The 24,991-nt window shown below is 55.9% G+C and carries 21 protein-coding genes and 1 pseudogene; 10 read left to right on the top strand and 12 right to left on the bottom strand.

Annotation, left to right across the window (positions count from 1 at the left end; genetic code table 11):
• Positions 1 to 320 precede the first annotated feature (320 nt).
• Positions 321 to 1,034, top strand: coding sequence for a histidine utilization repressor (hutC, locus tag RZA33_RS18865; protein ID WP_317509261.1), 714 nt, complete (start codon positions 321 to 323; stop codon positions 1,032 to 1,034).
• Positions 1,035 to 1,103: 69 nt separating this feature from the next.
• Here the strand turns inward: hutC and RZA33_RS18860 are convergent, their stop codons facing one another.
• Positions 1,104 to 2,426: a YjiH family protein gene (locus RZA33_RS18860; RefSeq protein WP_317509260.1), complete on the bottom strand. Its 1,323-nt coding sequence runs from the start codon at positions 2,424 to 2,426 to the stop codon at positions 1,104 to 1,106.
• Between the two features lie 310 nt (positions 2,427 to 2,736).
• On the opposite strand from RZA33_RS18860, the gene hutI reads away from it, so the two are divergent.
• The 6 genes and pseudogenes from hutI (at position 2,737) to RZA33_RS18830 (ending at position 10,377) form a co-directional block, all read left to right on the top strand.
• Entirely contained in the window at positions 2,737 to 3,951 is a 1,215-nt protein-coding gene (gene hutI, locus RZA33_RS18855; protein WP_317509259.1) for an imidazolonepropionase, read from the top strand.
• The gene (gene hutG, locus RZA33_RS18850; RefSeq protein ID WP_317509258.1) at positions 3,941 to 4,918 is read left to right on the top strand and encodes a formimidoylglutamase; all 978 of its coding nucleotides are present in this window, start codon (positions 3,941 to 3,943) and stop codon (positions 4,916 to 4,918) included. Before hutI ends, hutG begins: the two co-directional genes overlap by 11 nt.
• Before the next feature lie 54 nt (positions 4,919 to 4,972).
• A complete protein-coding gene (gene hutU / locus RZA33_RS18845; protein WP_317509257.1) occupies positions 4,973 to 6,652 on the top strand; it encodes a urocanate hydratase in 1,680 nt (559 codons plus the stop codon).
• Positions 6,653 to 6,717: 65 nt separating this feature from the next.
• Positions 6,718 to 8,253 (top strand): histidine ammonia-lyase, encoded by a 1,536-nt coding sequence (gene hutH / locus RZA33_RS18840; protein WP_317509256.1) that lies wholly within the window; start codon positions 6,718 to 6,720, stop codon positions 8,251 to 8,253.
• Between the two features lie 75 nt (positions 8,254 to 8,328).
• Positions 8,329 to 9,675, top strand: a complete 1,347-nt coding sequence (locus RZA33_RS18835) for a Na+/H+ antiporter family protein (protein WP_317509255.1) — start codon at positions 8,329 to 8,331, stop codon at positions 9,673 to 9,675.
• Positions 9,676 to 9,905: 230 nt separating this feature from the next.
• Positions 9,906 to 10,377, top strand: a pseudogene (locus RZA33_RS18830) (CreA family protein).
• Between the two features lie 62 nt (positions 10,378 to 10,439).
• Here RZA33_RS18830 and RZA33_RS18825 read toward each other — a convergent pair.
• From RZA33_RS18825 to RZA33_RS18815, 3 genes are all read right to left on the bottom strand, one after another.
• Positions 10,440 to 11,012 carry a CAP domain-containing protein gene (locus RZA33_RS18825; RefSeq protein ID WP_317509254.1) on the bottom strand — a complete coding sequence of 191 codons (573 nt, stop codon included), beginning with the start codon at positions 11,010 to 11,012 and terminating at the stop codon, positions 10,440 to 10,442.
• The gene (locus RZA33_RS18820) at positions 10,993 to 11,481 is read right to left on the bottom strand and encodes a pyridoxamine 5'-phosphate oxidase family protein (protein WP_317509253.1); all 489 of its coding nucleotides are present in this window, start codon (positions 11,479 to 11,481) and stop codon (positions 10,993 to 10,995) included. The genes RZA33_RS18825 and RZA33_RS18820 overlap by 20 nt, the downstream gene beginning before the upstream one ends.
• 226 nt (positions 11,482 to 11,707) lie before the next feature.
• Positions 11,708 to 11,965: a hypothetical protein gene (locus tag RZA33_RS18815; protein ID WP_317509252.1), complete on the bottom strand. Its 258-nt coding sequence runs from the start codon at positions 11,963 to 11,965 to the stop codon at positions 11,708 to 11,710.
• Here RZA33_RS18815 and RZA33_RS18810 point away from each other — a divergent pair.
• The 3 genes from RZA33_RS18810 to RZA33_RS18800 all read left to right on the top strand — a co-directional run bounded on the left by RZA33_RS18810 (position 11,953) and on the right by RZA33_RS18800 (position 15,336).
• Entirely contained in the window at positions 11,953 to 13,278 is a 1,326-nt protein-coding gene (locus RZA33_RS18810; protein WP_317509251.1) for a GAK system CofD-like protein, read from the top strand. The two genes, RZA33_RS18815 and RZA33_RS18810, sit on opposite strands and share 13 nt — an antisense overlap.
• A gap of 34 nt (positions 13,279 to 13,312) precedes the next feature.
• Positions 13,313 to 14,290 (top strand): GlxA family transcriptional regulator, encoded by a 978-nt coding sequence (locus tag RZA33_RS18805; protein WP_317509250.1) that lies wholly within the window; start codon positions 13,313 to 13,315, stop codon positions 14,288 to 14,290.
• 107 nt (positions 14,291 to 14,397) lie between these two features.
• On the top strand, positions 14,398 to 15,336 hold the full coding sequence (locus RZA33_RS18800; RefSeq protein ID WP_317509249.1) for an ABC transporter substrate-binding protein: 939 nt from the start codon (positions 14,398 to 14,400) through the stop codon (positions 15,334 to 15,336).
• A 77-nt stretch (positions 15,337 to 15,413) separates the two neighbouring features.
• Here the strand turns inward: RZA33_RS18800 and RZA33_RS18795 are convergent, their stop codons facing one another.
• From RZA33_RS18795 to RZA33_RS18760, 8 genes are all read right to left on the bottom strand, one after another.
• Positions 15,414 to 16,232 (bottom strand): alpha/beta hydrolase fold domain-containing protein, encoded by an 819-nt coding sequence (locus tag RZA33_RS18795; RefSeq protein ID WP_317509248.1) that lies wholly within the window; start codon positions 16,230 to 16,232, stop codon positions 15,414 to 15,416.
• A gap of 3 nt (positions 16,233 to 16,235) precedes the next feature.
• Positions 16,236 to 16,691 (bottom strand): thioesterase family protein, encoded by a 456-nt coding sequence (locus RZA33_RS18790; protein WP_317509247.1) that lies wholly within the window; start codon positions 16,689 to 16,691, stop codon positions 16,236 to 16,238.
• Positions 16,691 to 17,644, bottom strand: coding sequence for an L-carnitine dehydrogenase (locus RZA33_RS18785; protein ID WP_317509246.1), 954 nt, complete (start codon positions 17,642 to 17,644; stop codon positions 16,691 to 16,693). Before RZA33_RS18785 ends, RZA33_RS18790 begins: the two co-directional genes overlap by 1 nt.
• Positions 17,641 to 18,534, bottom strand: coding sequence for a 3-keto-5-aminohexanoate cleavage protein (locus RZA33_RS18780; RefSeq protein WP_317509245.1), 894 nt, complete (start codon positions 18,532 to 18,534; stop codon positions 17,641 to 17,643). Before RZA33_RS18780 ends, RZA33_RS18785 begins: the two co-directional genes overlap by 4 nt.
• A gap of 115 nt (positions 18,535 to 18,649) precedes the next feature.
• On the bottom strand, positions 18,650 to 19,834 hold the full coding sequence (locus RZA33_RS18775) for a lipocalin-like domain-containing protein (RefSeq protein ID WP_317509244.1): 1,185 nt from the start codon (positions 19,832 to 19,834) through the stop codon (positions 18,650 to 18,652).
• Positions 19,831 to 22,332, bottom strand: coding sequence for an ABC transporter permease (locus tag RZA33_RS18770; protein ID WP_317509243.1), 2,502 nt, complete (start codon positions 22,330 to 22,332; stop codon positions 19,831 to 19,833). The genes RZA33_RS18775 and RZA33_RS18770 overlap by 4 nt, the downstream gene beginning before the upstream one ends.
• Positions 22,329 to 22,994: an ABC transporter ATP-binding protein gene (locus RZA33_RS18765; protein ID WP_317509242.1), complete on the bottom strand. Its 666-nt coding sequence runs from the start codon at positions 22,992 to 22,994 to the stop codon at positions 22,329 to 22,331. The genes RZA33_RS18770 and RZA33_RS18765 overlap by 4 nt, the downstream gene beginning before the upstream one ends.
• Positions 22,995 to 23,012: 18 nt before the next feature.
• A complete protein-coding gene (locus RZA33_RS18760) occupies positions 23,013 to 24,572 on the bottom strand; it encodes a diguanylate cyclase (protein WP_317509241.1) in 1,560 nt (519 codons plus the stop codon).
• Positions 24,573 to 24,991 lie beyond the last annotated feature (419 nt).

Here is a 24,991-nt window from a genome sequence, read left to right as displayed (position 1 = left end):
TGGTGTCGGAACCTGTATTCTGCGAGTTTGCCCCTATCCTGCCAATGCTATCCCTCAAAACGTCAACAGGCCCTAATCTAATAAATAGCTTTTTTCCTTTCTAAAATTCCCCAGTATTCTTTTCAAAGCCAGCTGCTAACTGGTAGTCAGAAGGGTATATACCTGCAACTTCCTCCCTTTCCTATGGCCTGAGATTAAAACTTAGCATTTCCCTTACCGGCAGCCCGGTAAATGACGTTGATCTGGCAGTAGTGTGCTTTGTTAACCAAGGCTAGTAAGATGTCTGTATAGACAAACGGTCTTAATTGCAAAGGAATTTCATGACTAGTCCTCCTCTCTACCAGCAGATTCGTCAACATCTGTTGGATAAGATTCAGTGCGGTGATTGGCAGCTGAATCATCAGATACCTACGGAAGAGCGGCTGGCGAAAGACTTTGGCGTAAGCCGGATGACGGCCAATAAAGCCATTAGAGATTTAGTGCAGCAAGGGTACCTAGTACGTCAGCCTGGGGTCGGCACCTTCGTTACCGATCGTAAGGTTGAGTCCTCTCTGGTGGAGGTATACAACATTGCCGAAGAAGTGCTTTCTCGAGGGCATCGATACAGCAATAAAGTGATCAGCCAAGAGGCGATTGAAGCAGACGATGAAGTGGCGCTGCGGTTAGGCGTCAGGCTTGGGAGTCGTGTTTTTCATACTCTTTTGGTGCACCATGAGAACGACATTCCGATTCAGCTTGAGAACCGCTACGTTAACCCCCGCTGGGTGCCAGATTATCTTGACACCGATTTTTCACGCCATACGCCTAACGAGGTGCTGGTCGCCGCCTGCCCCATGACGGATATGGAACACATCGTTGAGGCGGTGCTAGTGGATGAGCAAACCGCAAAATGGCTAAGTATCGATACCCAGACGCCTTGTTTGAGCATGGTGCGGCGTACCTGGTCGGAAGAGCATTTGATAAGTTATGCCCGTCTAATCCACCCTGGCGACCGCTATAAATTACGCTCCTCCCTGCAAAGAAAAAGCGCTTAAACTGAAGCAAAACAAGAGCCCAGCGAGGCCGGTTTGTTCGACCTCGTGGCATCTCGTTAATACTGGGATTCAACTGATCAGTGACTGAACCAAGTAGCCCGCGGGCACTGCAAGTAGCAAGCTCAAGGCAACACGAATGAACCAGACGATTAGCATGCGGCCTACCGAAAGCGGAATACGGGTAGAGAGAATGCAGGGGATCGACGCAGAAAAGAACAGCACGGCGGAGACTGACACCACCCCAGCAGCGAAACGGGCGACGAATTCGGCCTCGGCCATCAGCAGTGCCGGTAGGAACATTTCCGCTAGCCCGGAAGCAGACGCCTGCGCCAGTGCGGCGGCGTCATCTAGCCCCCAAATGGCGACAAAGGGATAAAACAGCCATCCCAACCATTCAAATAATGGCGTGTATTTGGCGATGAGAAGCCCTATCAGGCCTACCGACATGATCGACGGTAGGATGCTAATGGCCATTATCAACCCTTCTTTAAGGTTGAGCGCTACGCTGCGGTGAAGGCTGGGCGCGTTGGCGGCAATTTCCGTGCCTGCTTGCCAGGCTGTGCTCAAGCGTTTCCCCACGATTGCCTCCGGTTCTCCGTCACGCTTATGGTCATCCATGCTTGCCAGAGGCGGCAGTCGCACCGTGATAGCCGTAACGATAAACGTAATCACCAGGGTGAGCCAGAAGTACAAATTCCAAACGCTCATAAGATCCAGCGTACGCGCCACGATGATCATGAACGTTGCCGATACCGTGGAAAAACCGGTGGCAATGATGGCGGCTTCCCGCGCTGAATACTGCCCCGCTTGATAAACCCGATTGGTAATCAATAGTCCGATCGAGTAGCTACCCACAAAAGAAGCAACTGCATCGATTGCCGAGCGCCCCGGAGTACGCCAAATTGGCCGCATTACTGGCTGAACCAGTACACCAATCAACTCCAGCAACCCATAGCTGATCAGCAGGGCCAGGAAAATAGCGCCAATCGGCACGATTAAACCTACCGGTATCACCAGTTTCTCGAACAGGAAGGGCAGCATGTCCGGTTCGTGCAGAAACGCAGGCCCCCAACCCGTTAACGCCATGACGGCAACAACGACACCGATGATTTTCAGCACGGTAAAAATGCTTTCGATCACTGTTCGCCGCCAATAGCCTTTGTACAGTGGGTAGGCAGCGCCCGCCACGATCATAACTAACGCATAGATGCCGCTGTATTCACCCATCAACGAGCGCAGTCCTGTGACCATATGATCGAGCAGGATAGTGCGCCGCCCCCCTAGCTCAATGGGAACAAAGAAGATCAGGATGCCCAGTGCGCTAGGCACAAACAGCTTAAAGATGGTGGCAGCGCTAGTTCGCTGCTTGGTGGGCGGGTCTATGGGGTGCATGGGTAGGCCTCTAATTGTGTGGTTATCGTTCTGATGACTTGGGCTTGTTTTATGTATATACAATAAGCTAACCCTATACAGCATCTGCGCATAGCACCTAGCAGTAGACATTAGTCTAGTGAGGTGGGCGTTGTGAGCTCCTCTTTTTGATGGTTTTTTATTGCAAATAATTGTTATTAATATATTTTAACTGTTTTCCGGCGATTTTTAAGATATTTTCTTGTGCATGTTTGCTGAGTTCGCGGCTTGACGAAGGAAGCAGGTATGGGCTTAATTGTATATACATTATGTTTGCTCCAAGGAGACCTCCATGGCTAATAACAAACAACGCTACATTTGGCGCGATATCAGTCTCTTCGATGGTCTGAAAACATTGCCTAAGCCCATGGTTGTGATTACTCAAGGTGAGCGTGTTGTCACCATGACACACATGGATGGCTTCGATGAGTCACAGGCTGATGGTTGCCATGACATGGGGCGGGGCGGCGTGATGACGCCCGGCCTAGTGGATTGCCATACGCATTTGGTGTTTGGCGGAGCGCGCTCGGACGAATTCGAGGCGCGTTTGGAGGGCGCCAGTTATGAAGAGATTGCGCGCCGTGGCGGAGGCATTCTGAGTACCGTTTATGCGACACGGGAAGCGAGCGAACAAGCCCTCTTCAATGCCGCTTTGCCACGTCTTAAAGCGCTGGTTGAGGAGGGCGTCACGACGGTCGAGATCAAGTCGGGCTATGGGTTGGACGTGGCTAATGAACTGAAGATGCTGCGAGTTGCCCGGCGTCTAGGTGAAGCGTTGCCAGTGCGGGTATTGACGACCCTGTTAGGCGCCCATGCCTTGCCGCCGGAGTATGAGAACGATAGCGACGGCTATATCGATCTGGTCTGCAATGAAATGATTCCTGCCGCAGCGGCGGAAGGATTGGCCGATGCTGTCGATGTCTTTTGTGAAAAAATCGCCTTTTCAGTAGCGCAGTGTGAGCGGGTTTTCAAAGCAGCGCAGGCCCATGGCTTACCCATCAAAGCGCATGCCGAACAGCTCTCAAACTTGGGTGGCGCTGCGATGGCAGCCCGCCACGGGGCATTATCAGCTGACCACATTGAGTATCTTGATGACGCCGGTATTGCTGCCATGCGCGAAGCGGGTAGCGTGGCTGTCACTCTCCCTGGTGCGTTCCACACCCTGCGTGAAACCCAGCAGCCGCCCATTGCGGGGCTGCGCGAAGCGGGCGTGCCCATGGCCGTTGCTACCGACGCCAACCCAGGCAGTTCGCCGCTATTTATGCCCACGTTAATGCTCAACCTGGCGTGTACGCTGTTCCGCATGACGCCCCAGGAAGCGTTGGCAGGCATGACCGCCAACGGGGCTGCCGCGCTAGGGTTGAAAGGCGAGGGCCAGCTTCACGAAGGCGCGGTGGCGGATCTGTGTATCTGGGATATTGAGACACCCGCTGAACTGGCGTACGCGGTGCAACCAGGCCGCCTACGGCAGCGCGTCTATCAAGGGGAGTTAACCCATGGCCGCTGATACGCCTATTGATATGTCGCTCTGGCAGGGGCGCACGGATCCTGAACCCGATAGTGACCGTTGGCATCAGCGTATTGAGCCATTAGCCAACAACGCCGCGCCGGGGTGTGCATTGCTGGGCTTCGAAAGCGATGCAGGTGTTGCGCGTAACCAGGGCCGCACCGGGGCGGCTGAAGGCCCTAATGCGTTACGCCGTGCGCTGGCGCCGTTGGCCTGGCATCGCACAGCGCCTGGCTACGATGCCGGCAATGTACGCTGTGTTGATGATGGGTTAGAGGCAGCGCAACAGACGCTGGCTGACCGTTTGACGACATTATTAACCGCTGGCCATCTGCCTATTGTATTGGGTGGTGGGCATGAAGTGGCCTACGCCAGTTGGCTTGGTCTGGCGCAGTTTTTCTTGCCAGAAGAGTCAGCTTCAAAAGAGTCTGGGCCGGAAGCGACACCGCCGCGGATCGGCATCATCAACTTGGACGCGCACTTTGATTTGCGCGATCCAGCGCATATTCGCTCCTCAGGTACGCCCTTTGCCCAGATTGCCGATCAGTGCCAAAAGCATGGCTGGTCGTTTCGCTACGCCTGCCTGGGGGTCAGCCGTGCTGCTAATACGCGCGCCTTGTTTACCCGCGCCACCGCCCTTGGAACATTGATTCGTGAAGATCGTGAGATCGATGCGCTACGCCTGGATTCTATCGTCAGAGACGTGCAGCGCTTCATCGCCAAATGCGACCACCTTTATCTGACCATTGACCTGGATGTACTGCCTGCTGCCGAAGCCCCCGGCGTGAGTGCGCCCGCCGCCCGCGGTGTTTCGCTTGCTTTGATAGAGCCGCTGGTTGAAGCCGTGCGTGACAGCGGCAAGCTTCGCCTGGCGGACTTGGCAGAACTTAACCCCAGCCTGGATATCGACGGCCGCACCGCCAGAGCGGCGGCGCGTCTTGTGCACTTGCTGACCCTGGATAACTGACAGAGCGCTTCGTTAGCTGAATTAATAATGAACAGAAACACAAGGAATGACGCCATGCCAACCAACGATAAACGTCACGATGCTTCACGTAAAATCATTGCGCCGACCGGCACTGAACTCAGCTGTAAAAGCTGGCTGACCGAAGCGCCGCTTCGCATGTTGATGAATAATCTCCATCCGGATGTGGCCGAGAGCCCGGAAGATTTAGTGGTATATGGCGGTATCGGCCGTGCTGCTCGTGACTGGGCGTGCTACGACAAAATCGTCGAAACGTTACAGCGCTTGGAAGATACCCAGACGCTGCTAGTGCAGTCTGGCAAACCCGTCGGCGTATTCGAAACCCATAAGGATGCGCCCCGGGTATTGATCGCCAACTCCAACCTGGTACCCGCCTGGGCTAACTGGGAGCACTTCAACGAGCTGGATCGCAAAGGCCTGATGATGTACGGCCAGATGACGGCGGGTTCATGGATCTACATTGGCTCCCAGGGCATTGTGCAGGGCACCTATGAAACCTTTGTGGAGGCGGGTCGTCAGCACTACGACGGTGAGCTCAAGGGGCGATGGATTCTGACCGCCGGGCTTGGTGGCATGGGCGGTGCTCAGCCGTTGGCGGCGACGTTGGCCGGTGCCTGTTCGCTGAATATTGAGTGTCGGCAGGCGAGCCTCGACTTCCGCTTACGGACTCGCTACCTGGATGAGCAGGCTGACAACCTGGATGACGCCCTGGCGCGTATTGAGCGCTATACCGCCGAAGGCAAGGCTATTTCTATCGGCCTGTGCGGTAACGCCGCTGATGTGCTGCCAGAACTGGTTAAGCGCGGCATCAAGCCGGATATGGTCACGGATCAGACCAGCGCCCACGACCCGTTACATGGCTACCTGCCTTCTGGCTGGACATGGGAAGAGTACGTGGCGCGCGGCAAATCGGAGCCTGAAACCACCGTGAAGGTGGCCAAGCAATCGATGGCGGTGCATGTGCAAGCGATGCTCGACTTCCAGAAGATGGGCGTGCCCACGTTTGATTACGGGAATAACATTCGGCAGATGGCAATGGAGGAGGGGGTTGCCAACGCCTTTGATTTTCCAGGCTTTGTGCCCGCCTATATTCGTCCGCTCTTTTGCCAGGGCATCGGCCCCTTCCGCTGGGTGGCGCTCTCTGGGGATCCAGAGGACATTTATAAGACCGACCAGAAGGTCAAAGAGCTCATCCCCGATGACCCGCACCTGCATAACTGGCTCGACATGGCGCGCGAGCGCATTAGCTTCCAGGGGCTGCCGGCACGTATTTGCTGGGTGGGGCTTAAAGACCGTGCCCGCTTGGGGCAAGCCTTCAACGAAATGGTCAAGAGTGGCGAGCTAAAAGCGCCGATCGTTATTGGTCGGGATCACCTCGATTCGGGATCCGTTGCCAGCCCCAACCGGGAAACCGAGGCGATGATGGATGGTTCTGACGCCGTTTCCGACTGGCCACTGCTCAACGCGCTGTTAAATACCGCAGGCGGCGCCACATGGGTGTCATTACATCATGGCGGCGGGGTAGGCATGGGTTATTCCCAGCATTCTGGCGTGGTGATCGTATGTGACGGCAGCGATGATGCCCACGCCCGCTTAGGCCGTGTGCTTCGCAACGACCCGGGTACCGGCGTGATGCGCCATGGCGATGCTGGCTATGACATTGCCAAACAGTGCGCCCATGAAAACGGTCTTGATTTGCCGATGCTCAATCAATAAAGCCCGCACAAATACAACAGTTGAGAAGGTGGGATGACCACCTTCCTGTCTTTAAAGGCGAACAAATGAAACATCTCGAAATTCAGCCCGGCAAAATGACCCTTGCCCAAGCCCGCCAGATCCACGAAGCGCATGTGCCTGTCACGTTACCGGAAAGCGCCAATGCGGATATCCAGCGAAGCGTCGATTGCGTGAATCGGGTCGTCAGTGAAAACCGTACAGTTTATGGCATAAATACTGGTTTCGGCTTATTGGCCCAGACCCGCATTGCCAACGAAGACCTTGAGTCGCTACAGAGCTCCCTGGTGCTTTCTCACGCCACTGGCGTGGGAAGGGCGATAGACGACGCCCTGGTGCGTTTGATTATGGTGCTCAAAGTCAACAGTTTGGCGAGGGGCTTCTCCGGCATCCGCCGTGAGGTATTGGATGCCCTGGTGGCACTAATCAATGCCGAGGTTTACCCGCATATTCCTCTCAAAGGATCGGTGGGAGCATCCGGTGATTTGGCACCCCTGGCGCATATGAGTGTCGTGCTGCTAGGTGAGGGCAAAGCCCGCTACAAAGGTGAGTGGGTTTCCGCCGAAAAGGCACTGGAAATCGCGGGCCTGGCGCCAATCACACTGGCACCCAAAGAAGGCCTGGCGCTGCTTAATGGCACGCAGGTATCGACCGCTTATGCCCTGCGGGGGCTATTCGACGCCGAAGACCTGTTTGCAGCGGCGACGGTGTGTGGTTCGCTAACCGTAGAAGCCACCTTGGGATCGCGTTCGCCCTTCGATGCCCGGATTCATGAAGTGCGTGGCCAGCGCGGCCAGATTGATGCGGCCGCTGCTTACCGCCATCTACTCGGTGAAAAGAGTGCCGTAGGTGACTCCCATGCCAACTGCGATAAAGTCCAGGATCCCTACTCGTTGCGCTGCCAGCCACAGGTGATGGGCGCTGTATTAACCCAGATCCGTCAGACAGCCGAGGTACTAGCGGCGGAAATCAACGCCGTTTCTGATAACCCGCTGGTATTTGCCGAGCAGGATGACATTATTTCCGGCGGTAATTTTCATGCTGAACCGGTGGCCATGGCCGCTGACAACCTGGCGTTAGCTATCGCCGAGATCGGTTCTCTGGCCGAGCGTCGTGTCTCTTTGATGATGGACAAGCACATGTCGCAGCTACCGCCATTCCTGGTTGAGAACGGCGGGGTCAATTCCGGGTTTATGATCGCCCAGGTTACCGCCGCGGCGCTTGCGAGTGAAAATAAAGCCTTGGCGCACCCGCATAGTGTCGACAGCCTGCCTACCTCGGCTAATCAGGAAGACCATGTCTCAATGGCGCCTGCTGCCGGTAAGCGGTTGTGGGAAATGGCGGAGAATGTGTGCGGCATTTTAGCCATCGAATGGCTGGGAGCGTGCCAAGGGTTGGACATGCGCCAGGGCTTGACCACTACCCAGCCGCTAGAGCAAGCCAGACAACTACTACGTGCGCGGGTCAGCCACTACAAGCAGGATCGCTTCTTCGCGCCCGATATCGAAGCCGCTAGCGAACTAATACGTGAGCGCACCTTAAGCCCGCTGGCGCATCCGCATACGTTGCCAAGCCAGTTTTAAGGCATTGCATGCTTCCCTATGGCGCTAGGCCATAGGGAGCGCATTATTACAATCTAACAACAAAGTAGGTTTTTCATGAATGCTATCGTTCTGGCTATCCTAGTGATGGTCGGCTTGAGTCTTGCGCGCGTTTCAGTTGTGTTTGCCCTTATCGTCGCCACCCTGGTAGGTGGGTTATATGCGGGCATGCCTATTGGAGAGATCCTTGACGCCTTTAACGAGGGGCTGGGTAATGGCGCCACCATCGCGCTCTCTTATGCGGTGTTAGGGGCCTTTGCCGTCGCTTTATCCCGTTCTGGTATCACCGAGCTGCTGGCCAGCCGGGCCATAAGGCGCTTTCAGCTAGATGAGTCTGGCGGTAGCCGCCGCACGGTTACCTATACACTGCTGGCGGCGCTGTTAGCTGCAGCGGTCAGCTCGCAGAACCTGATTCCTGTCCATATTGCTTTTATTCCAGTGCTGGTGCCGCCGCTGCTAAAGCTGATGAATCATCTGAAGCTTGACCGGCGACTGGTGGCTTGTGTGATTACCTTCGGTATCACGGCGCCGTATATGTTATTGCCCGTGGGGTTTGGGGCGATATTTCTGAATGACATACTGCTTGCGAACCTCAACGAAAGCGGCGCGGCGCTGGGATTGGAAGTGACCCGGCAAATGGTGCCACTGGCGATGGCAATACCCATTGGGGGAATGGCATTAGGGTTAGCGGTGGCGGTGTTTTGGAGTTATCGCAAGGGGCGTGACTACCAAGACCGTGAGCTGGCCCATGGTGATAAATCGCCCCAGGAGGCTGCGCTTTCTCTTGCCGGGTGGCAGAAGGCCATGTTGGTTATTTCCCTGGTAGGTACGGTCACCGTGCAACTGATGACGGGCTCTATGGTACTTGGCGGTATCTTTGGGTTTGCCTTGCTTTCCATGAGCGGCGTTTTCCGCTGGCATGAGCAGGACGGTATCTTTACCGAGGGGATGCGCATGATGGCCCTGGTCGGCTTTATCATGATTTCAGCGGCAGGTTTTGCCAGTGTGATGCAGGCCAGTGGCGAGGTGGAAGGGCTAGTGACAAGTTCTGCCGAGCTAATCGGTGATAATAAAGGGCTGGCCGCATTGATTATGCTGCTGGTCGGTCTCTTTATCACCATGGGCATTGGCTCTTCGTTTTCGACCATTCCCATTATTGCCTCGCTCTATGTGCCTTTGGCACTGAGCTTTGGTTTTTCACCTATGGCGACAGTGGCGTTGGTAGGCACGGCCGCCGCCCTGGGCGACGCTGGCTCACCCGCTTCAGACTCCACCCTAGGCCCCACCGCAGGCCTCAACGCCGATGGGCAGCATGACCATATCTGGGATAGCGTGGTGCCTACCTTCCTGCACTACAACATTCCGCTGATTGTGTTCGGCTGGGTCGCTGCCATGGTGCTTTAACTCAGCTGAAGGGGGCTGCCCGCAATATAATCAATAGGATCGTCATCTTAACAGTGAACGAACTGGCGTATATTCAATGCCCCGCCAAAGTGCGGGGCTTTTTTCATCTTAATTTAATTTTCGGCTTCCCTACAGTTCCCCTAAGTTTGTACACATCAGGTATCCTCTCCTCTTGCCCGCCACGCAGCTGACTATTGCCAAGGAAGCACCCCATGTTTTTGCCTAAACGCATTGCTCTCACGTCGCTCATCGTTATGTTGGCGCTGTTGCCGCCCACGCTGTTGGCTCAAGATGCTCATATTGGCAGCGTGCGTACCGAGTTCAAACTGCTTGGCCCGAACAGCACCATTGAAGTAGAGCGCTTCGATGACCCGAAGGTTCAAGGCGTCTCCTGTTATCTCTCCTACTCACAGATTGGGCGGTATTTCTGGTGCGGTGGGGCTGGCTGAGGAGGCCAGTGAGGCGAGCGTGGCCTGTAGGCAGACAGGTGAGGTTGTCTTCGACCCTGCTGAAGTCGAGGAGCAAGAGGTGATTTTTAGTCAACGCCGCTCGGCGCTTTTCAAAAATATGCGCGTCGTTCGTATGCATGACGCCGAAACCCAGACCTTTGTGTATTTGACCTACAGCACCAAGCTGGTTGATGGCTCGCCTAAAAATGCGATTACGGCCGTCAACTATGCTGACATAAGGGAGGATGACTAGGAGAGGGTGGCTAAGGCAGGGTGAATTATAGGGGGAGTGACCTGCCATCGACTCAAGGGCGTTTAGCGAGGATTCCCGAGCGTTTGTGTCCAGTACGTTGAATAGCGCGACTCCGAATCCTTGGCTTTCGCCATACCCATTTCGGTAAAGGCGTCATTCATGATGTTGCGACAGTGGTTGGGGCTTTCTAGCCAGCCTTCCACCACGGCTGAAACAGAGGTGTGGCCTGCGGCGATATTCTCACCCACGGCTTGCCACACGTAATCCTGATGACTAACGCGTTGCTCAATTCCTGCGCCATCGGGACCGGCATGGCTAAAGTAGTCGTTTTTGGCCATATCCTGAGAGTGTGATTCGGCAGCCGCTTCAAGCTTGCAGCTCCAAACTAACGACTGTACGGCCTCAAAGCGTTGGTCGCCACAGTGCCGTGCTTGGCTACGCGCCTCATTGACCTGTGACAGCATTGCCTGTTGCTGATCGTTAAGTTCACATTCGCCTTGGCGAGTAGCCTTATCACTTTCTGACACACCATTGGCCCAAGCGCTTGCCGTCCCCATCAGCATGATGAGCATTAAGTTGGCAAGCGCCCAGGCGAGAGGGCGCTTTGGAGTAAGGCTATCCGCCAAACTTCTCATTTTCGCCCATATTCGGGGTCGTGTCTTTTTTGATATTGGCTTTGGCAATTTCGTAGAGTTGGAATGCTTTGCTCTCTTTGGCTTTCCAGTGCTCACCCATTTGCACCTTAACTTCCAACAAGGCCACGTCCGGATCATCTTTACCTTCGGGGAACCAAGCCGCGATGAACGGGTTCCAGTATTTGTCGATCAGTTCACGGTTATCGGATAGGTTGGCCTTACCCGATAGCGAGACGTATACGCCGTCTTCTTGATCAGAGAAGCTGATACAAACGTCGTGATCATCCTCGGTTTCAAACACTTTCTCGGCACTACGGCGAGTGAAGAACCACAGTGTGCCGTCATACTCATCTTGAACTAAGTGCATTGGCCGGGCGCGAGGCACGTCATTGTCCAGCGTGACGAGCATGCCCACCTTGATATCTTTGATCATCTTCCAGATCTTTTGCTTATGTTCAGGGCTGGACATAGCTTCACTCTCCTTATGAATAGGTTATTAAAATAGCCATCGACAATGCTTATACAGCAAAGACGACTACCTACAGCCTAGCTACCATTTTCGACATCAGCAAATGCTATATTTTTATAGGCGCTATCGTTAATGACTAGGTTCTAGCGCTTGCTGGTGTTTGTTTTAATGTTGGGTGGCGTATCGGAAAGCTGTTTTTCTTTGGTGCGCCATTTAATTTTCACCTCTATTTCCTGCTTGTCGCCTTCATCGCTAGCGGGTAGGGGGCATCCACCGCGACGGCAAGTTCAACTTTCTCCAATAACGTGCTTCTATAGCCTTTGCGATTGATCAGGCGTTGAGCTGTCGTTTCAGTTGGCTGAGTCACATAAACTTCAACTAATGCGAAGTGATTTTCAACTTCGAATCGTAGAAAATAAAAGTGCTCCAAAATGGATGCGTTGATAAATTGCCTCACCGTCAAAAAGGGCGATGAAGTGGTCACTGCACGGATGGCTCTTGAGTAATAAGTACTTGAGCATAAGTAACAGCGCCCTCTTTGCGTTACATTTTTCTTACAGTTCAAAGAGTTGCATGAATAAAAAGCGTTTTAATGACCGCTGTATTAGTATGCCTCGCGAGCTTGCCAAGGGCAACAATCTACGCCTGGCCAGATACCGCAAAGCCCCCGAGCTAGGGCCAAAAATACTCTTCTTCAGTGGCGGTACGGCGCTGAGACGTTTTGCTGAGGTATTAACGAACTATACCCATAATTCAATTCATCTTGTCACGCCTTTTGATTCCGGTGGTAGTTCGGCAGAGTTGCGGCGCGCCTTTTCGATGCCTGCCGTTGGCGACCTCAGAGCACGCTTGCTGGCACTGGCTGATGATTCGGTCACCGGGCACCCTGAAGTGGCGGCGCTTTTTTCCCATCGGTTAGTGGCTCAGGGGCGCAAAAAAGGCGAAGAAACGGCAATGCTGACGCAGCGCCTGAAGGCGCTGGTGAGCGCGAAGCACCCGTTACTCAAGGCGATTGCTGAGCCCATGAGGTCACTGATTCAGAGTTATATCGCGGTCTTTTATCAACACATGCCGAAGGATTTTAACCTCAATGGTGCCAGTGTCGGGAACCTCATCTTAACGGGCGGCTATCTTATTCATGATCGCTCTTTGGACCCGATCGCCTTTTTATTTGGGCAACTGATCAAAACACGCGGCACCGTCCGGACAACAACGGACGCAGACCTTCAGCTGGCGGTATTGCTGGAGAACGGCCGGACAATTAATGGCCAGCACCGTTTTACCGGCAAAGAGACGGCCGAAATCGATTCGCCTATCAAAGCGATAAAGTTATCCGGTGAGGCGGACGATATCGATACGCTGGATGCCTCCAAGGTCTGCAAAGAGACCCGCACGCTCATCAATTCGGCAGAACTGGTGGTGTTCCCGCCGGGCAGTTTTTATAGCAGCATTATCGCCAACCTGCTGCCCAAGGGCGTTGATCAGGCATTGGCTAAAAACCCGTCACCCAAGGTGTATGTGCCAAGTTTGGGCACTGATCTTGAAACCCTCGGCATGACCTTGGTGGATCAGGTTCGCGTGCTCAATGAGCACCTTTCAAGCTCTCTGCAAACGCGATCTTCAATCGATTTTCTGCTGTTTGATTCGCAACTGCTTTCTGTTTCGGCTCAACAGATCGAGACGATAAGAAATGAAATGTGTATTCAAGTGATCGATGTCGATCTTGCGCCGGTAAGCGCTGACAGCCATCGTTATGACGATGTTAAGTTGGCTGAAGCGCTGCTTGGGCTTACCTGATACTTACATACTTTAAATGACAGTAGGCAGTGCCATGCGTATTAGTTATCAGGGGCCCTTGCCTGAAATGGTCGGGTTTTTATTATTACCGCAGTTTTCCATGATGGCGTTTTTTGCCGCCGTCGAGCCGCTGCGTATCGCTAACCGCATTGCCAACCGCCCGCTCTTTGACTGGACCTTGATCAGTGCTGACGGCGGGCCGGTCACTGCATCTAACGGCATGACGCTGATGGCCGATCAAGCTACCCGCGAGGTGCATCATTTGCCGTCTTTGGCGGTATGCAGCGGCTTTACTCCCGAGGCGCATCTCACCCGGCCATTAATGGCGTGGCTTCACCAGTTGGACCAGGCGGGCTGCTGCTTGGGCGGGATTGATACCGGGGCTTTTTTGCTCGCCGCCACCGGGTTGTTAAAGCATGAGCGGGTGGCTCTGCATTGGGAGAGCCTGCCCGCCTTCCGTGAGCGCTTTCCGGGGATTGATACCACTGATGAGCTTTACGAGTTGGGCGAGCGGCGCTTTTCCTGCGCGGGTGGTGCAGCGGCGATGGATATGACGCTGGAAGTCATTGCCCGGCGGCATGGCGCAAAATTGGCCATTGAGGTTTCCGAGCAACTTATTCACGACCGTATTCGCACTCGTAGCGACCAGCAGCGCATGGCGCTGGTAAAGCGGTTGGGTACCCATAACCGGCGTGTGGTGGAGGCGGTGGCACTGATGGAACAATACCTTGAAGAGCCGCTCATGCTAGAAGAGGTGGCAAGCCGTGTGGAGGTATCGGTTCGGCAGTTGCAGCGTTTATTTGAACAGGAACTGAAGGCCACACCGCGCCAGTGGTATTTGCAGTTGCGAACGAAGCGCGCCCGGCGGCTGTTGGCTGAGACCGATTTAACCGTATTGGCAGTCGGGTTGGCCTGCGGGTTTAGTTCCTCGTCCAGCTTTGCGCGTGCATTCCGCGCCCATTATGGGCTCTCGCCGCGGCAGGTACGCTTAAGCGGCGGAAAAGAGGCATAGAGTGAGTTTTGAGTCGTTAAACGTTGAGTAAGCGTCGCCTGGTGGCTATTCGTCGCTAGGCAGCCGCGCATACTGGCTGTACCCAATTAACAAGAGGTGTTGGCCAGATGTCTACTACTACCAAGTCGTTGTCGTTAAAAGCCGGTTTCTTACTCTCTGCGTTTGCTGCCACGCCCGCTATGGCGGAGCTGGATGAACTGCGCTTTGGGGTGCCGCCGTGGCCCGGGGTAACGGTGAAATCAGAAGTGGCGGCCCAGTTACTTGAGGTGATGGGTTATGAGACGCGCCAGCAAGCTTTGGCCGTTAGCGTTATCCTGGAAGGCCTGTCGAGTAACGACCTGGAAATCTATTTAGGCGGCTGGTACCCGGTACAGACGGATATGGTCGAGCCGCTAGTGGCCGACGGAAAAGTCGAGAAAGTGGTTTCCAATATCAGCGGTGCCAATTCTGGGTTAGTGGTCCCCCAGTATGTTTACGATGCCGGTGTGACCACGGTCGCTGAGTTAGCGGAGCATCGTGATCGTTTCGATGGGGAAATTCAGGGGATCGAGGCGGGCACCGGGATTAATGAGGCGATTCTCAACGCTATCGATAATGACTTGGCGGGCCTGGGAGATTGGGAGCTGCGCGAAAGCTCGACCTCGGCCATGCTGGCTCAGGCCGAGCAAAAAATGGCTGACGAAGAGTGGGTAACGTTTGTCGGCTGGGAGCCGCATTGGATGAACGTGAGCTTCGATTTGGCCTATTTAGCCGATAGCGATGGGGCGGGCGTGGCATCAATTGAAAGCACTGTATGGACCATTACGCCGGCAAGCCTAGCTGACGAGGCACCCCAGGTTCATCGCTTCTTGTCGCAATACGTGATCGATATTGAAGATCAGAACGAATGGGTGCACGAGTACAGCTACGAAGAGCGCCCCGTGGATGAAGTGGCGCACGAGTGGATTGGCAACAACCTAGATACCGTCGCCGAATGGCTGGACGGCGTTGAAACTCGCGATGGCGAGTCCGCCATTGAGCAGGTGCGGGCTCAGTTTGATTCTTAATCGCTCGACTCTTAATAGTATGACGCTTAGAAGCTGATCCGCTCTTAACGAATGCTTAGCCGCTGAACAGCGCCTTATTAATTAAGGCGCTGTTTTAGCATGCGGCAAAAGTTCTGCCATGCGGCGCCCATGTCGGGTAGTTGCGACTGAGCGTGGAGGGCGCCGTGTACCATCTGTGGCGCGCAGTGATAGCCCACCGAGGCGCCTGCCTCGCGCCAGATAGCCAACGCGGTTTCGTTTGGCCGCGTTAAAGGATCCCGCTCTACGGTGAGCATTTCGATGCGCGTTGAAGGAGGGCGGAGATCCCGCTGGGCGGCAATAATCTCCGGGCACTGCTGCCGTATGCTCAGCACATCATGGCGCGAGAGTAGCGGCGCATCCTCCCCCAGGCATGCTGATGAAAGCTCGCCTACCGTTGGGTAGATTAAACCCAATGGTGGCGCCTCTTTAAGCTGATGGGCAATGTCGATGACAAGTCTCCCGCCAGCGCTGTCTCCCACCAGTGCGCTCGGCTGAATGACATCTGCCACCGTGCGGCAGTCTGCCAGCATGGTGGGGTAATTGACCTCGGGTGCCAGTCGATAGTTGACGCTTACCACCTCATGCTCAAGCGCTTGGGCAAGGCTGGCAGCGGTGCCGTGATGGCTATCTGCCGAGCCGATGGTAAAACCACCCCCATGGATGAACAGCACGCTGCCAAACATGCGCTGCTGAGGAATGAAACGCCGCACGCTGATGCCCTGTATAACGCTATCTTCGATCCGCATACCGGTCGGGTCAGGCGGAGCGGAGGTTCGGCAAAGCTTGTCGTAGGCGCGCCGCCCCTGAGCCAGCGGCAGCGTTTCCAGTACGGCGAGCCCAGCGCTAAAGCGTTGAATGAAAGCGTCAATATGCATGGTTCAGCGCCGTATGCCGATAGTGCGGCCGACAAGCTCCGGCCAGGCATCCTTATTTGCCTGGGGGAGCTCTGCTACGTGGCTGGCTACCAGCAGCGGAAATGGGCTTGGCCGACCTGAGGCTTGCTTCATACCCATCAGCATCTGCTCGCTAGTGGCCAGCAGATTACTTTCATCGTCAAACATGGCGAAAAACACGTGCAGTCGTTTCGCATCGCTATCAAGCAGTGTCATGTCCACGTTCAGCAGTTGCCCCTGATGCGCCTCTCGCCGATAGCAAAGATGGGTTTCCAGTGTATAGACCGTGTAACCGTAGTGCTCGCGGCCTGCTTCATCCAGCCCTATCTGATCAATGAGCGCTTCACAGGCCTGCGAAAACACGCGGGCGTACTCCGCGTCGTTCATGTGCCCGTTGTAGTCAACCCACTCGGGAGCCACGTGGGTTTCATGGATGATCATTAGATGCGCCCCTTTAAGCCTTCGGCTTCTGGCCAGTATTTATGGACCACCTCAAGCAGTTCCACCAGGAAGTCATCGCGGCGCCGATCAAGGGCCGCAACTGAGCGGCCTGCGGCCTGGTGTTCACAGCCCTCTACCACTTTGTCGATCAGTTCGTCGGTAAGTTCAGGGGCTTCCAGCTTGGTCCAGGGCAGTTTCAGTGCTGGCCCGAACTGCTCCAGCATATGGCGCATGCCTGGCTCGCCACCGGCTAAGTGGAAGGTTAAGAACGTGCCCATCAACGGCCAGCGGAGTCCACAGCCGTAAACCACGGCGGCGTCGATCTCTTCAGTGGTGGCCACGCCATCGTTGACCAGATGCAACGCTTCCCGCCACAGCGCTTCCATCAAACGGTCGGCGATATGGCCCTCAATTTCCCGGCGAACTACCAGCGGGCGCATGGCGAGCGACTGATAGAGTTCCTGGACGCTGGCAATCTGTGCGGGCTGAGTAGCTTCGCCGCCAACAAGCTCCACCAGCGGTAGTAAATAGACTGGGTTGAAGGGGTGGGCAACGATCACCCGACTTGGCGCTTTTTGGCACTGCTGCTGCAGATCAGTGGGCTTAAAGCCAGAGGTGGACGAACCAATGATGACGTCTGGTGCGGCAGCGGCGTCAATTGCGGCTAGGATCTCTTGTTTTAGCTCAAGGCGCTCAGGGACGTTTTCCTGAATCAGATCAGCGCCGTTCACGGCTTCTTCAATCGTTGCTACAAACGTTAGCCGTTCAGGGCTAGCGTTGGGCGCCAGGCCGAGCTGGGTTAACGAAAGCCAGGCGTTGTCGATAAACGACTGGGTGCGCGCTGGGGCGTTGGGGTCTGGGTCAAAGGCTACAACGCTCCAACCCTGGGCGAGGGCGCGGGCAATCCAACCATTGCCGATTACGCCGGTACCAATAACGGCTAAGCGGCTCATGCGTCACCTCCTGCCGGATCGCGTAGGTGAAGATGAGCGCGGGTTTCTGCAGGCGTCATTACTCGGGCGCCGAGATTTTCGATAATGGTTGAGGCTTTCTCGACCAACTGGCCGTTGTTCGCCAACACGCCTTTCTCTAAAAACAGGTTGTCTTCCAGCCCGACCCGAGCGTGTCCGCCGAGTAGCACCGCTTGGGCGACCATGGGCATTTGGTGGCGGCCAATGCCGAAAGCGGCCCAGTTAGCGTTGGCAGGTAATTTGTTACGCATGGCCAGCATGGTTTCGGTGTCCGCTTCGGCGCCCCAGGGGATGCCCAGGCAGAGCTGATAGAGCGGGTCGCCATCGATCAAGCCCTCTTTCTGAAGCTGGCGGGCAAACCAGACGTGGCCCAGATCAAAGCACTCCAGCTCCGGCTTAACGCCGGCGGCTTGGACAAGGCGGGCGTGTTCGCGCAGCCATTCGGCGGGGTTCACATACACCATATCGCCAAAATTGAGGCTGCCGCAGTCCAGCGTGCACAACTCGGGGAGTAGCTCGCCGACCGGGGCGTGACGCTCGGCAGGTGTTTGGATATCGGTGCCTGGGCCGCCACGGGTGGGGTCGGTAGCATCAGGTATCCAGTCGCCGCCGCCGCCAGCAGTGATGTTCATGACGATATCCACATCCGCTTCCCGGACGCGCTCCATCACCTCGCGGAACTGTTCCGTAGAATGGCTAATGCCGCCGGTCTCCGGGTCGCGAACGTGAATATGGGCGATGCTCGCCCCCGCGCGAGCCGCTTCAATACAGGCAGCAGCAATGGCCTTGGGCGTCACGGGAACATTGGGATTTTTGGTGGTGGTATCACCTGCGCCGGTAACAGCACAGGTGAGAATGACATTGCGATTCATGGCGCGCTCTCTAATCAGCCGTTTATTCGCTGACTAGTGTGTCGCGCTGAGCAGACAATAGTTGTCGAAAAGCGACATTTGGTATACGTAATAAGTTGTTTTTGATATTGGCTACTCAATACCCGGTCATTTCCAGGTAGCCTTCGCCAAGTGGTTCGCCGCTGGCGCGGTCGTTGACCACCACTTCGCCCTCCCAGTAGGGCACGCTGGTGGTCATCCAGCGGTTGGCGTGGGGCGCCTTGATGTTGATATCGATCTCTACTGACGGTATTTCCAGCCGCCAGCGTGTGGGCACATTGCGACCGGCGACAGCCGATGTTGCCAGCGGCGTCAGCGTAATGTCGTCTGACGCTAAGGGCGTAGCGTCGCCTTGGGGAGTCATCCAGGTGCCCGAACGATAGTCGGCACTTTGAGCTGAGTCACCACCTCCGCGTAGCTGAAACGCCATCAGCTTGTAGCCGTTATCAAGGTGAATCGAGAACCAGTCCCAGCCGGATTGACGGGCATCGAGCAGCTGGCTGCTCCATTCGCGATCCAACCAGCCGCGCCCGCTAACGGTTTTTGTCTCGCCGCTAATGGTGACTTCGCCGTTTATCTGCCAGAAGGGCTGACTGTAATACATAGAACCCTGGCCATTGGCGGCTTTTTGGCTGAACCCCCGTTTGCCATGCAATACCAGCGGCCCCTCGGCGGTCAGTTCCAACGTATAGCCAAAGCGCGATGCGCCTTCGCCGCTGTAAGCGGTGAGCGTTAGCGGCGAGAAAGCCCCCTCATCGGCTTCTTCATTGGCTTTAAGCTGCCAGTCGTCTAACCAAGCGTGGAAAGGCGCGGCGACGACACCGGCTTGGGCATCGTGCGGTTGAGACAAGGGCGCTTGAGAGTGGCTGCGCCCAAAACGCTCGGCGACGTTGTGTTGCTCGCCTTGAGAAATGGCCATGTGCGCCATCCAGAGCTGATCGGCTGCCCAGGGCGTGGGCTCGGGGCGTTCGTTGGGTGGCATCAGCGCCTGGCGAAACAGCGTCCATTGCAACCCCAGCGGTTTGCCGGACATGTCTTCCAGATTAGCAGTGAGATACCACCATTCGATGCGGTAATCCGGGTGGGCGGCGTGCGCTTGTGGAAAGTCTTCTGGAAACGTTAGCGCCTGACTGGGGTCTGCGTGTTGAAAACCGTCGGCGTCCTGGCCCAAGCCCGCAAAGCCTGCGGTTTGCTCTGCACGCTCATCGCTGCCACAGCCGCTGAGGGTCGCGAGTGCCAGGAGCAGTGACATAATGACTAGCTTCATCAACCGCGCTGTCATTGGTGTGTCTCCTCGGCCAGTAGGGCACGCGGCGAGGCGCGCCAGAAACGCAGCGCTGGGAGTGCCGCCGCCAGCAGTGCCACGGCGACTGCGGTGGCGAGGGTCATCGCCATTTCACCAGGGAATAAATGCAGTGGCAGCCGCCAGCCGAAAGCGGCGACGTTAATGACCGCGACCAAGCCCCAGGTAATCGCGATGCCGAGCGGGATGGCCAGCAACCCGGTTGCCAGTGCCGCGCCCCCTAACTGTGCCAGGTTCAACCGGGCCAGCTGTGCCCGGGGCACGCCCAGCGCCCAAAGCGGCGCGAGCTGTTGGCGACGACTGCGCGCTTGGGCCAACAGGGAGGCTAGCAGTGCTAGAGACGCTACGGCTAAGGTGAGCACATTGAGGGCTCGGGTGATGGTAAAGGTGCGCTCAAAAATCTCGGTGGCGATACGCTTAATCTCTCGCTGGTCGCTAATGGCGTCGCTGCTTAACCCAAAGCGGGCGGTAAGAGCGTTACGCAAAGCCTCCACATTGGCGTTTTCATGCAATACCAGCCCCATTGAGCTTGGCGGCGCCTCAAACCGGGCGGCCAGCTGCTGCGATGTCATTAACACCTGGCCGCTGGGGTTGCCGTAGTCAGGATAAACGGCGGCGATGGTCAATGTCTCATTGCCGTTCGGGGCGCGAAGGGTGAGGCGGTCGCCGGGGGCGAGGTTCTCCGCCGTGGCGAGCTGCTCGTTTACAAAAACCGCGCCGTTGTCAAACGCCGCCCACGCGGCTGGCCGGTCGCCTAAGGTGTCCAGTAGCGGCCAGTGGGGGGTTAGCGATTCACCGGGGGTAATGCCGTAAAGGTCAATGGCAAGACTGAGTGATCGGTTTTCGTCGGATGAGTCGATTTCGAGTAGCGTCGTTTCGCTGCGACGGGTGAGCAGCCGTTCGGACACCTCAGGGCGATCAGCCAGCCACGTATCAATCTCATCGTATTGATCTGCTGGGGCATTTACGTAAAGCGGGGCGACCAGGCGCTGGTCAAGCCAGTCTAAAAAAGTCACGCGAAAACCACCCACCATGCTGCCTACGCCAAGGTTTGTCGCCAGCGCTACCAGTAGTGCCATCATGGCTAGCGAGAGCCGCGGCAGTTGCAGCTGCATATCCGCCAGCGCCCACTGTGTCAGCGGGTGTCGCCGGGCAAGGTGCGTCAGCCCCTTGAGCGTAAGGGCCATTAAAGGGGGCAGCCACAGGGCGCTTGCCAGTAGCAGCGCGGCCACTACGCCGAAGCCTGCTATTAGGCCGTCGCCGGTGGGCTGTTGGGCTAACCAAAGGGTGAGACCAAGCCCTGCCGCCGCGGCTAGACCGCCAGCGATACTCATCAGCGTTAATTGACGCCGAAAGCCGCTGCGCCACGCCTGCATTTGTCCCAAACCCAGCACGCTTAAGTGGGCAGCGCGCCACAGCACGCCGCTGCCCGCCAGTAGTAGCCCGCCAAGGCTCACCGCTAGGCCGCCCATCCAGTATTGCCAGGGTAGGCTAAGCGTTTGGCCGACATCGGCACCATAAAGCGAGCCCAGCGTGGCGGCGACATCGGGAAGCAGCCAGCGCGCTAGCCATACCCCGCTGGTAATGCCGGTTAAGCCACCGATGACACCTAGCAGGAGTAACTCCAGGCTAAGGGCGGCCACCAGCGTGCGGCCTGAAACGCCCAGCACGCGTAAGGTGCGCAGCATCCCCAGGCGTTGCTCCAAGGCGAGTCCCAGCGCGGCTTGAACAATAAACAGACCCACCACCAAGGCGAGCAGGCCTAAGGCTGTCAAGTTTAAGTGAAAGCTTTCGGTTAACTGACCGGGTGAGGCAAGACTGCTCGCTCGGGTAAGCGTGTAATCGGGCGGCGCTGTGGTGAGTGCGCCTGGGGCGGCCACTAAACGCGTAATGGTCTCGTCGCTGGCGAGTATTCGCGCAGCGGCGGCGATATCCATCATTAGCGTACTGGGCGGAAGCGCTGGGGAGAGAGTCAACGGCGGTAGCTCGCCTCCCTCCGCCAGTGTCGGCCTGGCTCCTGAGGCACTGTCGCGTTCTAACCCGAAGGCTGTCAGGGCGTCAGGGGCCACACGGGTTTGCCAAGGTGGTGTGATAAAGGCGGTTAATGAGGCTGATGAGCCCGCTTGACCTAGCGCGTTTTCGTTGGGAAGCGTCAGCGGGTCGATGCCGATTAGCGTGAGCCGAGTGCCGTCTTGTGTCACGACTTCACCCTCTAGCATGGGCGAAACCGGCAGGCCCGCTTGGCGTAGGGCATAGTATTCGTCGCGCGATAAAGGGGCGCCATCGCGGCGCTCAAGCTGATCTAACTCAGTTGCGAAGAGTGCATCGGCGCGGGCGTAGCTGTCACGGGCGGTGGCGTTGATTGCTTGGATGCCGCTCCATAACGCACTGGCCACCCACAGACCGAGCAGCAGCATCACCAACTGACCAGGATGACGACGATAGTGGCTCAGCAGCGTGGCGATGACGGTGGTCATGGGGTTGTGTCTAATAGGCTGCCGTGACGCAGGCGCAGGCAGCGATCCAGCGGGGCTGCTACTTGAGGGCTGTGGGTCACAACCAACAGGGCGCACTGGGTTTCGTGCACCAGGCTCAACAGTAGCTCAAGTACGTGGCTAGCGGTCGTTTCATCTAGATTCCCCGTTGGTTCATCCGCCAGCAGTAGGGCTGGGCGCGGTGCCAGGGCACGCCCAATCGCCAAACGTTGCTGCTGACCGCCTGATAGCTGTTCTGGATAACGCTTCTCTAGGCCATTCAGCCCAAGGCGTTCCATCAGGTGCGCTGTCCAGGCGGCATCATCACGACGGGCTAAGCGGGCCTGCAAGCGCAGGTTGTCGATGACCGTTAGGCTGGGGACTAAATGGAATTGCTGGAAGACCAGGCCCAGTTGCTCTCGGCGTATCTGGGCGCGGGCAGGTTCAGTTAATGAGGTTAAATTTTTGCTGGCAAGGGTGATAGAGCCTTGGTCGGGGAGATCTAAGCCTGCGGCTAAATGCAGTAGCGTGGATTTTCCGCTTCCCGACTCACCCATTAGCGCTAAGCTTTGGCCTGGCGCCAAGCGCAGAGTGACATCCTTGAGTACCCTAAGAGGCCCTTGTGGGGTTGCATAGGTTTTATGTACCTGATCAAATTCCAGCATAAGGGGCTCGAGTAAAACCTAGTCGTTTATCGGTATGTCCGCGGACTCACGTTCCCCGTACACGGCAATGCCACCTCGGCCTGAACGTTTAACGAAATACATGCTTTTATCGGCAGCGTCGATAAGCTCCTCTGCGCCGTTAAACCCGCCATCTTCTAAGCAGGCGATGCCAATGGATACCGACACATGGATCGGTATCTGTCCATCAACGGCCATGGGGGTTTTTTCTAACCGGTGGGCAATTCTTTCAGCGAACAAGTAGGCTGCCTTGGCGTTTTCATCCGGCAGAATGATGAGAAACTCTTCACCTCCCCAGCGTCCGGCTAAATCACCGTCACGAATCAATGTCTGCAGGATGTGACCAAACTTTTCGAGTACACGATCGCCCGTTTGATGCCCGTACTGGTCGTTTAGTTTTTTAAAGTAGTCAAGATCAATAAACACGACGGACAAGGTTCGAGACTGCTCCTGACAAAAAATAAAACGTTGGTGCAGTTGCTCTTCCAGCCAGGCCCGGTTGGCCAAGCCGGTTAATGCGTCTATTCGCGAGCGTTCTTCTAGTTCATCTTGACGTTTGCGCAGCAAGGAGAGTTCGGCTTGTTGCGTATCAAGGCGCGCATTGAGGAGTAGCGTTTGTTGAAACAGTAGCTGCTGGGCTTCAGCCAGCAGGGTTTCATTGTCCTGCACAGGAGGAGCGGCCATTTGCAGCATATCCGCCAGCGCAGGTAGTTGCTGATGGATTTTTTCTAGTAAATCACGCAGTGAAAGGGAAAGTGTGCCCTCATAGGTTTCTAACTCCCGGATCACCGAGACGAACGCCTGCGCTGGGTGGGGTGAAAGCCACGCATCGGCGATCGAGCCGGATAGCTGGATACATAGCATATCGGGAGCGGAAATATCGTATTCACCGTGGCTGTCGCAGATATGCTGAGCAAGCGACGTCGGTACTCCCCACTTTGCGGCAAGCCAGGCGCCGACCTGGGAGTGGTCGCAGCCAAAGAAGCGTTGTTCTGATTCTGCTAATTGGCGGTGGGTTAACAAGCCTTCATTGTATAAGCCCTCGGTTTCTTTTGGATAAGTGGCCCGAAGGGCCAACATACCAATGTCCTGAAGCAAGGCGGCGGTGAAGACTGGCCCCGCCATGCTTGGGCACAGGTGAATGGCCAGCTGACGGGCTGCTAAAGAGGCAATGATCGAGCGCATCCAGACCCGCTGAACGTGACCATCAACGGCTCTATTATGAAGCAGGCTAAAGCTCATGACTGCTGCCATGGTTGTCTCTAGCCCCAGGCGTGCGGTCGCTTCTTGGCAGGCGTGAACTTTGGTATGGCTACGTGAGAAAAAAGCGCTGTTGGCAAGCGTGATGATACGCAAGGTTAGCGCCGGGTCGCGCTCAATGGCATTGGCGTAGTCGTTCACTGAAGGTTGGTCAGAACGGGCTATTTTTAAAACATTGATAGCCACAGAAGGCAGCGTCGGTAGGTTTGGGCACTGGAGTAAATCTGCTGTTAAAAATGGCGGTAACTCGGTTGATAAGATCAGGTCTTTCGAGTTGTCCTTCACCTTGATGACCTGCATTTTGCTCTCTCCTAACTCATTAATGTAAGCCACAATATGGCTTACATTGCAGCCTTTAGCCGTTCCTGGGTACTTGTCATGCTTGCGTATTGGCCTGGTTCAGTCGTTTGTATTAAACCATCATAGCCCGGCTATCTGACGAATTGGTGTCATTGAGGGTTATTTTTAATGATTATTGAAGTGTGACGAAGACTTAGACCTTAGCTATTTCACCGTTAGCTTACAAAAAATTACCGTTGACTGTCTTAATTTTCCCAACCAACGCCAAAAAAATAGTCCAGCAATTACGCTATGCTAAGTGATTAACCAAAAGTAATCGAATATTCGTGACCGTAGCCCCTGCACACTTTGTTGACCGCTTCACAGAGCCTGTTAAAGGATCCATAGGCGGTTAGCGGCAGCCACCGGTACTTGATCTC

Source organism: Halovibrio sp. HP20-59 (assembly GCF_033052795.2).
In the GTDB taxonomy this organism is placed as follows: Bacteria; Pseudomonadota; Gammaproteobacteria; order Pseudomonadales; family Halomonadaceae; genus Vreelandella.
The sequence above is the reverse complement of the archived record's forward strand: the minus strand, read 5'-3'. Positions and strand labels throughout refer to the sequence as shown.

Bases quoted from the DNA above. Each gene is read 5' to 3' on its own strand.
- RZA33_RS18820 (WP_317509253.1), bottom strand. From the start codon at position 11,481: ATGTCCAGCCCTGAACATAAGCAAAAGATCTGGAAGATGATCAAAGAT.
- RZA33_RS18800 (WP_317509249.1), top strand. From the start codon at position 14,398: ATGTCTACTACTACCAAGTCGTTGTCGTTAAAAGCCGGTTTCTTACTC.
- RZA33_RS18765 (WP_317509242.1), bottom strand. From the start codon at position 22,994: ATGCTGGAATTTGATCAGGTACATAAAACCTATGCAACCCCACAAGGG.
- RZA33_RS18770 (WP_317509243.1), bottom strand. From the start codon at position 22,332: ATGACCACCGTCATCGCCACGCTGCTGAGCCACTATCGTCGTCATCCT.
- RZA33_RS18780 (WP_317509245.1), bottom strand. From the start codon at position 18,534: ATGAATCGCAATGTCATTCTCACCTGTGCTGTTACCGGCGCAGGTGAT.
- RZA33_RS18760 (WP_317509241.1), bottom strand. From the start codon at position 24,572: ATGCAGGTCATCAAGGTGAAGGACAACTCGAAAGACCTGATCTTATCA.
- RZA33_RS18795 (WP_317509248.1), bottom strand. From the start codon at position 16,232: ATGCATATTGACGCTTTCATTCAACGCTTTAGCGCTGGGCTCGCCGTA.
- hutI (WP_317509259.1), top strand. From the start codon at position 2,737: ATGGCTAATAACAAACAACGCTACATTTGGCGCGATATCAGTCTCTTC.
- RZA33_RS18785 (WP_317509246.1), bottom strand. From the start codon at position 17,644: ATGAGCCGCTTAGCCGTTATTGGTACCGGCGTAATCGGCAATGGTTGG.
- RZA33_RS18810 (WP_317509251.1), top strand. From the start codon at position 11,953: ATGAAGTGGTCACTGCACGGATGGCTCTTGAGTAATAAGTACTTGAGC.
- RZA33_RS18860 (WP_317509260.1), bottom strand. From the start codon at position 2,426: ATGCACCCCATAGACCCGCCCACCAAGCAGCGAACTAGCGCTGCCACC.
- hutH (WP_317509256.1), top strand. From the start codon at position 6,718: ATGAAACATCTCGAAATTCAGCCCGGCAAAATGACCCTTGCCCAAGCC.
- hutG (WP_317509258.1), top strand. From the start codon at position 3,941: ATGGCCGCTGATACGCCTATTGATATGTCGCTCTGGCAGGGGCGCACG.
- RZA33_RS18790 (WP_317509247.1), bottom strand. From the start codon at position 16,691: ATGATCATCCATGAAACCCACGTGGCTCCCGAGTGGGTTGACTACAAC.
- RZA33_RS18805 (WP_317509250.1), top strand. From the start codon at position 13,313: ATGCGTATTAGTTATCAGGGGCCCTTGCCTGAAATGGTCGGGTTTTTA.
- hutU (WP_317509257.1), top strand. From the start codon at position 4,973: ATGCCAACCAACGATAAACGTCACGATGCTTCACGTAAAATCATTGCG.
- RZA33_RS18775 (WP_317509244.1), bottom strand. From the start codon at position 19,834: ATGACAGCGCGGTTGATGAAGCTAGTCATTATGTCACTGCTCCTGGCA.
- RZA33_RS18835 (WP_317509255.1), top strand. From the start codon at position 8,329: ATGAATGCTATCGTTCTGGCTATCCTAGTGATGGTCGGCTTGAGTCTT.
- hutC (WP_317509261.1), top strand. From the start codon at position 321: ATGACTAGTCCTCCTCTCTACCAGCAGATTCGTCAACATCTGTTGGAT.
- RZA33_RS18825 (WP_317509254.1), bottom strand. From the start codon at position 11,012: ATGAGAAGTTTGGCGGATAGCCTTACTCCAAAGCGCCCTCTCGCCTGG.